Below are 12197 nucleotides of genomic sequence, written 5' to 3' on the forward strand. Positions count from 1 at the left end.
TTCAATCCGCATCGTTGGCAGCCCAAGCGCCGCGACTCCTACCTGTGTCCAAGTTGGGGCATGGTTGGGCATGTAATGGCGATATAGCCTGACCATCACCTCATTAACTTCTGGGGTAACCCACCAACATGGTAAGAATTGACATGGACAACATGCTCCCAGCCCGCCCCGGCAGTTGCCAAGGTTCGCTCTATGTTCCGAAACGCTTGAGCGATCTCGTCCGCGAGCGATTCGGGAATTTGCAGATTGTCATCCCAGCCACCTTGACCGGATATCTCCACGTGATCGCCAATTTTTACGGCTTGCGAGTAATGCAAGTTATTCAGCATGTATTCCCCATAACCGGGGGTAACAAAAAACTTGGGCTTATTCATGGTGTTCCTCATGTAATGCGTTTGACTCTATCTCGCGTTGCTGAAACGAGTTTGTTTCGGCATCATCCGATTTAGACCCTAATGTTCAGAATTCACTTGCTGTGTGATCACAATGATTTCTGCAAACACTAAGACAACTAATAGTCTCGAAAACGCTCTTAAAATGGCTTCCATGGTCCAGTCCTGACTTTGAACATTCCAGGTCATCCAAGGCTTGGTTACCCAAGCGCGATCGCGGCTTTTAAGGCAGATTGGGCGTTAGCGATCGCCAGATTACGAGCTTGATTCCCCAACCCTTAGATACGCCCATGCAACTTGTGGCTTAAGGCAGTACCAGCACCTCGTGGATTGCTGTCGCTGCATTTCCGCCTGTTTGGGTTCCACCACCAAACACAAAGATTCGGTTGCCAATTGCTGATGCTCCCAATCCATGTCGTGGAGTTGGCAAGGGCGGCAATGCCTCCCACACGTCGGTTTCCGGGTCGTATACCCAACTTTCGGCAAAAACTTTTTGCTCTGGAACCCATTGTTCGCCGCCAAACACGTAAAGCTTGCCGTTGAGTGCGGTTGCAGCTAGACCTCCTTGGGCTTGAGGCATCGGCGATCGCGTCTCCCAACGGTCAAGCTGTGGATCGTAGACCTCAAGATTTGGCACATTCACCTGCTGCGTCGTGCCATCAGCATTCCTAACAAACTGGCGACCCCCAACCACATAGATCTTGCCATCAATCACAGCCGACGCTGCACTATTTCGCGCTGTTGGAGCATCGGCACGTGCTGACCAACGCCTAGTTGTTGGATCAAATACTTCGTTTCGCACACTGTCGATGTGGTCATTGAACAGCCGAGCATCGTCAGTAGCTCGAACACGCCCACCAATCAGGTATATCTTGTCATCGACTACTGCGGATACGCCCTCTGCACGAGCCTCTGGCAGGTCAGTCCCTTCAGTCCAAGTATTAGAGGCAGGATTGTAGATGAACATGGTTGGCTGCGCCCGCCAATCTGGAAAACCACCTGTGAAACCACCCACACCATAGAGCAAGCCATTGACTGCCGACAGCGTAATGTGGTGTCGGGCTTCAGGAAGCGGTCTCAAGACTGTCCATGTATCGTTGACCGGATCATAAGACTCGAAATGCGCTGAGAACCCGGTGTTTGGGCTGAGTAAACCACCGACCACGTAAATTTTGTTGTTCAACACTGCTGGATAAAGTTCTTGCCGAGCGACCGTTGCAGGTGCAGCTTTAGTCCAAGAGGGCAACTGGCTTTGTGCTTGACTGAGCACGGGCGAACCTAACGCTATGAGTGAAAAGACCAACAGCGACAGGAAAATCAAATACCTAAATTTAAATCTATGCAACATAATGCAGTACTCCATCTCAACCGATCGGACGTGGATTTGGCAGGCGAACCAACCCGCTAAAATTCTTGCCAGGATACCAGGGCGTTTGGAGAAGGTTGTCAAAACCGGGAAGGCTTTCCATGTGTTCCACCATCCGGGTACGCATTGAATCATCAGGTAACGAGCCTCTCAATGCACCCATATTCTCAACAACGTGGTCGGGGTTTGTGGTTGCGGGAATCGCGCAGGTTAGAGCCGGGTGAGAAATCACATACTTGAGAAAAAACTGCGCCCAGTTTTCGCAGCCAATCTCGCCGGCAAAATCAGGGAGTGGTTGCCCCTTTACCAATTCAAAAAGACGGGCTTTTTCGAAGGGCATGTTGGCTAGGACTGCTGTTCCTCGTGCCGCCGCCGCAGGAAGAATTCTGTCTTCAACTCCACGCTGACGAATTGAGTAGCGAAGTTGAACAAAGTCCAGATCGCCGTTCTCAATCCACCTCTCAAGCGCAGCAAAATACAACGGATCGTGGTGAGTAACGCCCACGTAGCGAATTCTACCTTCTGCTTTCCATGCCTTTAGTAGGGGTAAAATCGCGTCTACATTCACCAAGCTATGAACCTGCATTACATCAATGCGATCGCGCGACAATCGTGTTAGTGATTGTTCAAACTGACGCTGCGCCTGACTAGGATCGCCCAGATACTCGCCAGTTGCCCAGGTTTTGTCAGCAATAAACAAATCATTGGTCAAGCCAAGTGTTCTAGCAAATTCGCCTACGTTCACTTCCGCCATCCCATAGAGCAACGAGGTATCAACCAATCGCCCGCCTGCATCCCAAAAGCGGCGCATTACTTGCTGAAGATGATCGCGTGGCTGATTAGACAAAGCATCAAAGGTCATAAACGTCCCCAGACCGATCGCAGGCAGTTTCTCCTTTGTGCGCGGGATTTCCTTCGTGATGATCTGCGATGGTTGGGTTGAAGCAGGTTGCGACGGTTGAGTTTGGGTTTGATTCTGTGCCTGTGCCGTCTTAAAAAGAGTTGGGGTTAGGGCAGCGGCGGCTGCACCAAATCCTAGCAATCCAAGTACCGACCGACGAGAAACATTTTGCCTAATTGCTGGACGGGTTGCCTTCATTGTGCGTTTCCTTTGTAATGTGTTGAAGATGAAATATGTCGAATTTGAATTAGGCAAAACCGCCGTTGGCGCGAAGCACTTGAGCATTGACCCATCCCCCGTCCGGGCCTGCTAGAAATGAGACCACACGCGCAATGTCGAGGGGTTCTCCAAGCCGTTCTATTGGAGCAAGCTTGCTGAGCTGCTCAATTTGCTCCTGAGTCTTGCCCTGAAGGAAGAGTTCTGTCGCAATTGGTCCTGGCGCGACCGCATTCACCGTAACGTTGCGACCCCGCAGCTCATTAGCCAACACCCGTACCAGTCCTTCGACTCCCGCTTTAGATGCAATGTAAGCTCCATAGCTTGGAAACGACTTAGCAATCACGCTGCTGGAGAGCGCAATGATGCGTCCGCCATCAGTGATATGCTTTGCCGCTTGAGCCAACACGAGAAACGTACCGCGAAGATTCGTTGCGATAGTGTTGTCGAACAGTTGCACGTCATTGTCAATGATGGGCGACAATGGCATGATCCCGGCACTATGAACGACAACATCGATCGCTCCTAGCGTGGTGATGGTTTGCTCGAAAAGCTGCTCTACCTCGTTCTCTTTGGAGACGTTGGCTTTTACGGCGATCGCATTGCCCCCCGTAGCCTGGATTTCACCGATAGCCTCATCAGCCTGTGCAGCGTTTGCTGAGTAGTTTACAACAACAGAAAATCCATCTGTTGCGAGTCGCTTTGCAATTTCGCGTCCAATTCCGCGAGAGGCTCCAGTCACAATTGCTGTCTTTGCCATGATTGACCCCGTAATGTTCTAGAGTTAGTTGGTTTATGGTGAGTAAAAAACTCGTTCAAGTCTTATAACTGTTGGGGTAGCGGTCGCCCCTTTACCAATTCAAAAAGACGGGCTTTCTCAAAGGGCATGTTGGCTAGGACGGTTGTTCCTCGCGCCGCCGCTGCAGGAAGAATTCTGTCTTCAACTCCACGCTGACGAATTGAGTAGCGAAGTTGAACAAAGTCCAGATCGCCGTTCTCAATCCACCGCTCAAGTGCAGCAAAATACAACGGATCGTGGTGAGTAACGCCCACGTAGCGAATTCTATCTTCTGCTTTCCATGCCTTTAACAAGGGTAGAATTGCATTTACATTCACCAAGCTATGAACCCGCATTACATCAATGCGATCGCTGTTGCTCTGCCAATATCCGTTGCGCCACCAGTCACTAAAGCCACTTTATCTTGAAGTATTATTCTGTTTCTCCTGTTTCAATCAAGCGATCACGGCACGGACTAGTCATCCTCGCTGTTCATTCACAGCAGATCAAACAGAGCGAAGCAACTTCAGCAACTCTTCCGCTGCGGGTTCCGAAGAGGCCGGATTCTGTCCGGTCACGAGCTTCCCGTCCACTTGGACATAGGGAACCCAGTTGGCGGTTTTACTGTAGATGCTACCCCGTTCCTTTAGCCGGTCTTCCAACAAGAAAGGCACGACCGTGGTCAAGCCCACCGCTTCTTCTTCTGCATTCGTGAACCCGGTCACGCGCTTGCCTTTGATTAGATACTCGCCGTCCTTTCCGCGCACATTGACCAACGCAGCCAGCGCGTGACACACTGCACCGACTGGCTTGTCGGCCTTCACGAAGGCTTCGATCAGTGCGATGGATGTCGCGTTGTCGGGTATGTCCCACATCGGACCATGTCCGCCGGGGTAGAAGACTGCGTCGAAATCGTCTGCGGACACGTCGGCTAGCTTTTTCGTGTTGGCAAGTTCAGTCTGCGCTGCAGTGTCTGTGCGGAAGCGCTTCGTTAATTCGGTCTGGAACTCGGGTACTTCGCTTTTCGGATCGAGCGGTGGTAGACCGCCCTTCGGTGAAGCCACCGTAATCGCTGCTCCCGCATCCTTCAGCACGTAATAGGGAGCAGCAAACTCTTCTAGCCAGAAGCCAGTTTTCTTTCCGGTATCGCCAAGTTGGTCATGAGACGTGAGAACAATGAGAATCTTCATAGCAAACCTCTTTTTTAAGAACTCAAACACGGCCTAGTGTGTAACCCTGACTTAACGGGGTGAATCACAGAGTTTTTTCACAAGTTATAGATGCGGCAGGACACTGATTAATTTTCCTGTTGTAGGAAGTCCAGTAACACGGGATTAACCTGATCAGCGTGAGTCCAGTTAATGGCATGCGGTCCGCCAGGAATAACAACCAGTTGACTGTTTTTAATTAGCTTCGGGAGTCTTGCTGCGGTGGACTCAAGTGGCAAAATGCGATCGCTATCGCCATGAATAATTAGAGTCGGTACATTAATGCGGGGCAGATCATCGCGGAAATCAGTCAGCCAGGAGGGTACACAGTCCAAAGTCCCTTTAGCAGAAGCCCCTGCTGCTACATTCCAACTGGCTTGAATCGCTTCATTGCTGATGCGACCCCGCTTTGCGGGCACTGCTTCGCTATCGCCCAGCAACACGTCCACATTGAAGAAGCCCTGGAAGAATGTAGAAAAGTAGGCTGGACGGTCTTCAACAATCGCTTTCATAATGTCATCGAAGACACTTTGATCAACACCCTCTGGATTGTCGTCTGTCTTTAACAGAAACGGTGGAACGGGAGCCATCAGCACAGCTTTCTGCACCCGCTCTGAGCCGTATTTGCCAAGATAACGTGTGACTTCACCTGTTCCCATTGAGAAGCCGACTAACACAGCATCCTGCAAGTCAAGCTTGGTCATGAGTGTATTCAAATCGGCGGCGAAGGTATCGTAGTCATAACCAAACGAGGGTTGGCTGGAAGCACCGAATCCTCGGCGATCGTAGGTAATTACTCGATATCCTGCATTCAGTAAAACTAAAACCTGCTTCTCCCAGGAATGTCCGTTCAATGGAAATCCATGAATCAGTACAATCGGTTGTCCTGTCCCAAGATCTTCGTAGTAGAGATCGATGTTTGCAGAGTTTTCTTGACCAACGGTAATGTAAGGCATGAGAGGTTTCTCCTTTGTAAATCGATGGTGAGTTTTTTTGTGTGTGAAAGCTTTGCTTGGAGGTACGACTCCTGTGCTCTTAGCGTTTTTCTAGTGTTTCAACACAATTCGATATCGAGCTTTTCCTGCTTCAAGATGAGCGATTGCTTCATTCACTTGATTAAAATCAAAAGTCTCTGTGACAGGTTCAATCCCATGGCGAGTTGCAAAGTCAAGCATTTTTGCAGTTGTTGTCGGGCTACCAAGAGGACTGCCCGATAAGGATTTTTGTCCAAGGATTATGGGGAACGCACCCATCTGAATCGCATTCGGTACGACTCCAACAAAATGTAACCGTCCTTTGGGACGCAGCGCGTTAATGTATATTCCCCAATCTAGATCTGCATTCACAGTTGAGAGAATAAAGTCAAACGAGTTGGCAACATCCTCAATTGCTTTAGTATCGCGAGAGTTGACGAAGTGAGTGGCCCCCAACTCACGGGCTTCAGACTCTTTATCAGGATTTGTCGAAAACGCAGTGATATCACATCCCCAAGCTTGTAGGAACCGTATTGCCATATGTCCCAAACCGCCAATGCCAATTACACCGACTTTATCAGTTGACTTCACGTCGAACTGAACAAGTGGGTTAAACACGGTAATGCCACCACAGAACAGTGGTCCTACCTTAGCTGGATCAATTCCTTCTGGCAGAGGAGTGACCCACTCTTCATGTGCCCGCACCTTATCAGCAAAGCCTCCGTACCGACCGACGATAGTCTGCTCTGCTGTTAGACACAAGTTGTGCTCGCCTGACATGCACCACTCGCAATGCATACAAGAATGGGAGAACCAACCTAATCCGACTCGCTGACCGATTTTAACGGTTGTCACACGATCGCCAACGGCTGCAATGGTTCCGACTACTTCATGACCAGGAATAAGGGGATACTGGCTAATGCCCCAGTCATTTTTTAACATACTCAGATCGCTGTGGCAGACCCCACAGTACTCGACATTGATTTCTACTTCTTCATCTTTTAGCGCACCCGGATCATATTCAAATGGCTCCAGTAATCCGCCTGCTGTTTTGGCTGCATAAGCGTGAATCATGCTTGTTTCCCTCTTGAGTGTATTCAGACTGAATTCTCACTCCAGTTGTGAGAAAACTTTCTTGGTAGCGGTAAAGCCGCCATCAATTTTGAGACTCGTACCTGTAACAAAAGCAGTTTCAGAACTAGCAAGATCAGAGACTATGCCAGCCACCTCGTCACCCTGTCCGTAGCGACCGAGGGCAGTCATCTTGGTCTGCTCTGCAGCAAAGTCGCTGTCTGCGGGATTCATATCGGTGTCGATCGCTACTTGGTCGCAACGTTTCGCACTGCCTTTCGACTACTGCGCTACAAACCCACCATCTACCATCAATGTTGCACCTGTTGTGAACGATGCCAGGTCAGATGATAAAAACAGGACTGCATTTGCAACTTCAAGCGGTGTTCCAATTCGTCCGATCGGGTGAAGTCCTGTTATGTAAGCTTTGACCTCATCCTGCCCACCTGTAGCTGCTTCAAGCATATCTGTTTGGATTGCTGCTGGTGCAACGGCATTGATGCGAATCCCCGCTTTGGCACATTGGAGCGCAGCAGCTTTGGTTAAACCGACTACTGCATGTTTACTCGCGGCGTAGAGGGGTTGGATAGGATATGCAACGAATCCAACCACAGATGCCATATTGACGATTGAACCACTTCCCTGTTTCAACATCTGAGCGATTTCATATTTCATCGACAACCAAACGCCTTTGACATTGACGTTCATTGTGCGATCGTATTCAGCTTCTGTTTGCTCAATCAATGAGGGGTTTTCGCCGACCGTTCCTGCATTATTAAAGGCAATATCTAACCGACCAAAAGCGCCAACTGCTTTATCAACCATTGCTTTAACATCGGCTTCTTTCGTGACATCTGCTTGCACAAAAATCGCCTCTCCGTCAGCCTCCTGAATCAATCGAACCGTTTCTTCACCTTCATCCATGCGACGACCAACCACTACCACCTTTGCTTGTTGTTGGGCATAAGCGATCGCCGTTGCACGACCAATTCCTGAAGTTCCGCCAGTGACTAACGCCACTTTATCCTGAAGTATCATTCTATTTCTCCTAAAATTAAGTCCGGTTGTTCTCTCTTGAAATGGATTGATTCACTGTGATTCCACGATCGATAATCAAAAATCAACTCACTGTGACTCCGCCATCGATCGCTAAAGGTTGTCCAGTGATGTAGCTCGCAGCATCAGAACATAAGAACACAACCGTTGCAGCAATTTCTTCAGGTTGACCCCTATGCCCCATCGGGATGCTCGACGACACCATCGAATCAAACTGCTCTAAAGTCATACCTATCTCTTGGAGGCTCTTAGGAGTAACTATTTCTGTGCCGCGAATATAGCCAGGATTGACGGCATTAATCCGAATTCCTTGCTTGGCATAATCGAGCGCAGCAGAACGAGTGAGACCCATCACAGCATGTTTGCTCGCAGTATAAGGACCCATTCCAGGTATCCCGATCAATCCCGCTACTGAAGAGTTGTTGATGATGACCCCTGCTCCTTGAGTCAGCATCTGTTGAATTTCATATTTCATGCAGAAGAACACACCCCGCAGGTTGGTTGCCATCATGCTGTCAAAGTCTTCAACAGACTGCTCGTGTAGTGGCTGTGGGAGTGTACCAAATCCAGCGTTATTGAAGGCAAAATCTAGCCTTCCGTAGGTTGCGACTGTTTTCTCTATCAGCGCCTTAACCTCTGGTTCACTCGATACATCCGATCGTACAAACAAACACTCCGTTCCTGTCTCACGAATCATCGCAGAAGTTGTTTCACCTTCTGCGTCGCGTCTACCAGAGAATACGACTTTTGCTCCGGCAGCACCAAATGCGATCGCGGTTGCTCGACCGATGCCCGATGTTCCGCCAGTCACCAAAGCAACCTTGTCTTTCAGCATCATGATAGTTACCTCTTGTTGTGAATGGCTGTGTCACTTTGTCAAAAACTCAATGAGCAATACGTGTAGGAGCCAGCAATAAGAAGCGCCTCCTACAACCAGGATGAGTACGATCCTGGTTGCAAAATGGTGGGTTTGGGCATTGATATTTGCTGGCTTTTACACTTAGTCGCGCTCGATTAGTGTGTTTGAAGGTAAGTTGGGATTGATCGCCCTACGCGCACTGTCAACGCCCACGACGGGAAGTGTACCCGGATCGAGCAAGCCAATTTGAACCAAAACACTCGCCTGATCCCAGTAGAGGTGTTCATGGGCTATCTTGCCGTCACGAAACCGAATAATCGCAACTACTGGCACTTCAACCCGTTTTCCGGTTGGAGCAACGCCGGGTAATAGCCATTCCATCCGAACGGTATGAGTGAACTTACCCACCATTTCATCGACGAGTTGATCCGTTCCGATCGTGCGCGAGATTGGGGTCAACTCCATGTCCGGCGGCATCTGTGGAATGAAGTATTTGGAATAAAACTCGCGCAGTGCTGGTTTCCCGACTCCCCCAGTCATTACCGGAATGTGGTTGACGTAAGCATCCTCAACCATCGTAGCGAGGGCATCTTCAGTACTGTGAGTGCCAAACTCGTACTGTAAATGCTCTTCCCAAAGTGCTTGCAAAGACTCCTGGGTTGGCGTCAAGTTGGTAGTTGCTTGTAAATTTGCTTGTTCGTCTACAGATTGCTGTTTGACCATGATTAAATACTCCTGGTTCTATCTATCTAAAGTGTCTTGAGTTCCAATGCTTGACTGCTTCCAGATTCTTGTGATGTTAGTGAACTTGTTTCAATGGACGTATAAGCATTCAGCACCTGTTTCGCGAATCAGTTGGGCGGTTTTTTCTCCTTCTGCGTCGCGTCTACCGGAGAATACTACCTTTGCTCCAGCAGCACCGAGCGCGCGCTGCTTCGCAGATACCGCAAGGGTCGCGGTTGCTCTGCCAATTCCCGATGTGCCACCAGTGACTAACGCCACTTTATCTTGCGGTATCATTTTGTTTCTCCTGTTTCAATCAAGATTGACTTTCCGAGATTTAGCTCATTTGTCCAATCGGTCGAACAATGATTTCATTCACATCCACCTCTGCGGGTTGCTCGATTGCAAAGGCAATTGCGCGCGCGATCGCATCTGCTGGAATCACTGCCTCACGAAATCCCTCCACCCACTCCGCCGCTTCAGCATCGGTGATCGTGCTAGCAAGTTCAGTTTCCGTCACTCCAGGCGAAATCACCGTGACCCGGATGTCTGTCGATTCTTGCCGCAGTCCCTCGGAAATCGCCCAAACTGCAAACTTAGTGGCGCAGTACACGGCTGCGGTTGGATAGACGTTGTGCCCACCGATCGAGGATAGATTGACAAACTGCCCTGATCGTTGCTGCTTAAAGAGGGGTAGCGCAGCAGCAATCCCGTGAAGCACACCGCGAATGTTCACATCAATCATGCGGTTCCATTCATCGATCTTCAGCACCTCTAGCCTGGAGAGCGGCATCAAGCCTGCGTTGTTCACCACAACATCAAGGCGACTAAATTTAGCTTGGGCAAACTCGACAAAGGCTTGCATGTCTTCGAGGTTGGTGACATCAAGGGTACGGTATTCTGCTTCGCCACCTTTAGCGCGAATTTCGGCGGCGATTGCTTCCAGTCGATCGGTGCGTCGCGCCCCTAACACAACCCGTAAACCCTGACGAGCCAGCAATCTAGCAGTTGCTTCACCAATACCGCTACTAGCTCCAGTAATCGCAATAACTTTGTTCTCAACAGTTGACATGGTGATTATTCCTTGTAGGTGATTAAAGCTGATTAGCAGTTAGACCGCTTTTAGGATGTCTGCCTGTACGACTTGGGCAAGCTGCTCCATATACAACCGCGCCCATGCGAGCGCGTTTTCTCTCAGTCCCACCACCACAACGCCTCGCATATCGAGTTTTGTGCCGTTGGTATGGTTGCCTTGCCAGTGCCACTCTGACCAACCCAACTCATCCGCGCTCGTATGGGTGGTTAATTTCGCCTGGATGTCAGGAACTTGAGCGAAGAGAGCAGTCCAGTTCTTTCGCACTTGTTCTGCACCAGTGAAGTTTCGCTCCGGATGGACGGGTTGTTCACCTATGAAGTCAGGAGCAAAGCAGTTCACGAATGCATCAATGTTATGAGCATTGATTGCAGCTTCCATCTTGAGCAGAACTGAGGAAGTGTTTTGAATAGGAGTAGTCTTTGTGTTCATGTTGTTATCTCCATTGTGTTTAGAGGTATTACTCGTCTGAGCCTTTATGCTGCCTTTGGCAACCAGGAAACCTTGTTGACTAACGAGATCACCGACGACCCTTCCGATCGCTCTGGGAAACGGGTTCAGATGCCTTATCACGTTTGAACACCTTGTAGGCGATCGCCAGGAATATGGGGACTATCACCAGCACCGATAGCGCCGCGTAGGTCGCGCGGAACTCGCTGACTGTGAACAGAGCTGGCGTGTTCACGGCGGTTCCAGGTGCGTTGATCAGGAGTATGCCGCCGATGTTGTTCGCGAAGTGTACGCCGATGGCGAGTTCGGTGGTTCCGTCAATCAACGAGACCACGGTCCATAACAGACCCGGAACGAGGAAGTAGTTGAAAAAGACCGTGAGCCAGCCGCCTGAGATCGCCTCCGGGTTGGCGAGGTGCGGCAGGGTGAATATCACGGCTGACGCGATCGCCAGAAAGATGCGGTTCGACCAGATCATGCTCACTCCCTGCACGATGTAGCCGCGAAAGAACAGCTCCTCGGTGGTGGTCTGGATCGCGATGAGGACCAGTGCCAGCGGCACGAAGAGCGCGAACGACGCGAGGTCGGAGTTGAAGGAAAAGGTGTCGGGGTAAAGAAGGTATTGTCCCAGCCCGCCTATCAGACACACTGGAACGAACCACGCCACAAACCCCTGACCGACGCGACGCCAGTCGATCCGCTCCCGCGCCGTGACGAGCGTCCGGGGGGGGCGGCGGTGGATACGGGTAACGGCGATGAGAACCCCCACGAGAAAAAACGCGAAACCTGCCATAACAAACAGGAACTTCCCGAAAGGACCAAGCATGTAGTAATCCGTCTGTCCACTGAGCGCGATCGCGACGAGTACGCTGGCACCAGTCCCGACCACCAGCCACGCAAAGAGGATGACTACTAATCCCAGAACATACCGCCACCCCCGATATTTACCCCACCTCGCAGCCTCCACGTAAGTTGAGTCTTTCACGTCCGTTCCGATTCCCTGCTTTCCTTTGATTGCTTTGATCCTCATCTTTGTCTCCTTGACTCGTGTATGTGTGTAGTGCTTGGATCTGACCGCTAGTTGCTTTTGCGATTGTTTTCAGGGTTCGA

The 12197-nt window shown here is 50.3% G+C and carries 14 protein-coding genes and 2 pseudogenes; all 16 read right to left on the bottom strand.

Annotation, left to right across the window (positions count from 1 at the left end):
- Positions 1 to 374 (bottom strand): annotated as a pseudogene (locus NDA02_RS25135) (RidA family protein); the annotation flags it as partial.
- A 322-nt stretch (positions 375 to 696) separates the two neighbouring features.
- A complete protein-coding gene (locus tag NDA02_RS25140; protein WP_190789649.1) occupies positions 697 to 1740 on the bottom strand; it encodes a kelch repeat-containing protein in 1044 nt (347 codons plus the stop codon).
- 16 nt (positions 1741 to 1756) lie between these two features.
- Positions 1757 to 2857, bottom strand: a complete 1101-nt coding sequence (locus NDA02_RS25145; RefSeq protein ID WP_348256148.1) for an aldo/keto reductase — start codon at positions 2855 to 2857, stop codon at positions 1757 to 1759.
- 49 nt (positions 2858 to 2906) lie between these two features.
- The gene (locus NDA02_RS25150) at positions 2907 to 3635 is read right to left on the bottom strand and encodes an SDR family oxidoreductase (protein WP_348256149.1); all 729 of its coding nucleotides are present in this window, start codon (positions 3633 to 3635) and stop codon (positions 2907 to 2909) included.
- Positions 3636 to 3697: 62 nt separating this feature from the next.
- Positions 3698 to 4009, bottom strand: a complete 312-nt coding sequence (locus NDA02_RS25155; protein ID WP_348256150.1) for a hypothetical protein — start codon at positions 4007 to 4009, stop codon at positions 3698 to 3700.
- Between the two features lie 150 nt (positions 4010 to 4159).
- The gene (locus NDA02_RS25160) at positions 4160 to 4843 is read right to left on the bottom strand and encodes a type 1 glutamine amidotransferase domain-containing protein (protein ID WP_348256151.1); all 684 of its coding nucleotides are present in this window, start codon (positions 4841 to 4843) and stop codon (positions 4160 to 4162) included.
- Between the two features lie 107 nt (positions 4844 to 4950).
- Positions 4951 to 5817 carry an alpha/beta hydrolase gene (locus tag NDA02_RS25165; RefSeq protein ID WP_348256152.1) on the bottom strand — a complete coding sequence of 289 codons (867 nt, stop codon included), beginning with the start codon at positions 5815 to 5817 and terminating at the stop codon, positions 4951 to 4953.
- Positions 5818 to 5907: 90 nt separating this feature from the next.
- Positions 5908 to 6909 carry an NAD(P)-dependent alcohol dehydrogenase gene (locus NDA02_RS25170; protein ID WP_190789628.1) on the bottom strand — a complete coding sequence of 334 codons (1002 nt, stop codon included), beginning with the start codon at positions 6907 to 6909 and terminating at the stop codon, positions 5908 to 5910.
- Between the two features lie 36 nt (positions 6910 to 6945).
- Positions 6946 to 7140 (bottom strand): SDR family oxidoreductase, encoded by a 195-nt coding sequence (locus tag NDA02_RS25175; RefSeq protein ID WP_190789629.1) that lies wholly within the window; start codon positions 7138 to 7140, stop codon positions 6946 to 6948.
- Between the two features lie 48 nt (positions 7141 to 7188).
- On the bottom strand, positions 7189 to 7944 hold the full coding sequence (locus NDA02_RS25180; protein ID WP_190789630.1) for an SDR family oxidoreductase: 756 nt from the start codon (positions 7942 to 7944) through the stop codon (positions 7189 to 7191).
- An 82-nt stretch (positions 7945 to 8026) separates the two neighbouring features.
- Complete coding sequence (locus NDA02_RS25185) at positions 8027 to 8800, bottom strand: glucose 1-dehydrogenase (RefSeq protein WP_190789631.1); 774 nt, start codon at positions 8798 to 8800, stop codon at positions 8027 to 8029.
- Between the two features lie 162 nt (positions 8801 to 8962).
- Complete coding sequence (locus tag NDA02_RS25190; RefSeq protein WP_348256153.1) at positions 8963 to 9544, bottom strand: nuclear transport factor 2 family protein; 582 nt, start codon at positions 9542 to 9544, stop codon at positions 8963 to 8965.
- A 96-nt stretch (positions 9545 to 9640) separates the two neighbouring features.
- A pseudogene (locus tag NDA02_RS25195) lies at positions 9641 to 9841 on the bottom strand (SDR family NAD(P)-dependent oxidoreductase); the annotation flags it as partial.
- Positions 9842 to 9881: 40 nt separating this feature from the next.
- Positions 9882 to 10616, bottom strand: coding sequence for an SDR family oxidoreductase (locus NDA02_RS25200; protein ID WP_348256154.1), 735 nt, complete (start codon positions 10614 to 10616; stop codon positions 9882 to 9884).
- 39 nt (positions 10617 to 10655) lie between these two features.
- Positions 10656 to 11069, bottom strand: a complete 414-nt coding sequence (locus NDA02_RS25205; RefSeq protein ID WP_348256155.1) for a nuclear transport factor 2 family protein — start codon at positions 11067 to 11069, stop codon at positions 10656 to 10658.
- A gap of 88 nt (positions 11070 to 11157) precedes the next feature.
- Positions 11158 to 12117 (bottom strand): type II CAAX endopeptidase family protein, encoded by a 960-nt coding sequence (locus tag NDA02_RS25210; protein WP_348249797.1) that lies wholly within the window; start codon positions 12115 to 12117, stop codon positions 11158 to 11160.
- Positions 12118 to 12197 lie beyond the last annotated feature (80 nt).

It is taken from the genome of Leptolyngbya sp. ST-U4, from assembly GCF_039962215.1.
Classification (GTDB): Bacteria; Cyanobacteriota; Cyanobacteriia; order Elainellales; family Elainellaceae; genus Leptolyngbya_A.

Coding starts and splice junctions, on each gene's coding strand:
- NDA02_RS25140 (WP_190789649.1), bottom strand. CDS start 1,740: ATGTTGCATAGATTTAAATTTAGGTATTTGATTTTCCTGTCGCTGTTG.
- NDA02_RS25145 (WP_348256148.1), bottom strand. CDS start 2,857: ATGAAGGCAACCCGTCCAGCAATTAGGCAAAATGTTTCTCGTCGGTCG.
- NDA02_RS25150 (WP_348256149.1), bottom strand. CDS start 3,635: ATGGCAAAGACAGCAATTGTGACTGGAGCCTCTCGCGGAATTGGACGC.
- NDA02_RS25155 (WP_348256150.1), bottom strand. CDS start 4,009: ATGCGGGTTCATAGCTTGGTGAATGTAAATGCAATTCTACCCTTGTTA.
- NDA02_RS25160 (WP_348256151.1), bottom strand. CDS start 4,843: ATGAAGATTCTCATTGTTCTCACGTCTCATGACCAACTTGGCGATACC.
- NDA02_RS25165 (WP_348256152.1), bottom strand. CDS start 5,817: ATGCCTTACATTACCGTTGGTCAAGAAAACTCTGCAAACATCGATCTC.
- NDA02_RS25170 (WP_190789628.1), bottom strand. CDS start 6,909: ATGATTCACGCTTATGCAGCCAAAACAGCAGGCGGATTACTGGAGCCA.
- NDA02_RS25175 (WP_190789629.1), bottom strand. CDS start 7,140: ATGAATCCCGCAGACAGCGACTTTGCTGCAGAGCAGACCAAGATGACT.
- NDA02_RS25180 (WP_190789630.1), bottom strand. CDS start 7,944: ATGATACTTCAGGATAAAGTGGCGTTAGTCACTGGCGGAACTTCAGGA.
- NDA02_RS25185 (WP_190789631.1), bottom strand. CDS start 8,800: ATGATGCTGAAAGACAAGGTTGCTTTGGTGACTGGCGGAACATCGGGC.
- NDA02_RS25190 (WP_348256153.1), bottom strand. CDS start 9,544: ATGGTCAAACAGCAATCTGTAGACGAACAAGCAAATTTACAAGCAACT.
- NDA02_RS25200 (WP_348256154.1), bottom strand. CDS start 10,616: ATGTCAACTGTTGAGAACAAAGTTATTGCGATTACTGGAGCTAGTAGC.
- NDA02_RS25205 (WP_348256155.1), bottom strand. CDS start 11,069: ATGAACACAAAGACTACTCCTATTCAAAACACTTCCTCAGTTCTGCTC.
- NDA02_RS25210 (WP_348249797.1), bottom strand. CDS start 12,117: ATGAGGATCAAAGCAATCAAAGGAAAGCAGGGAATCGGAACGGACGTG.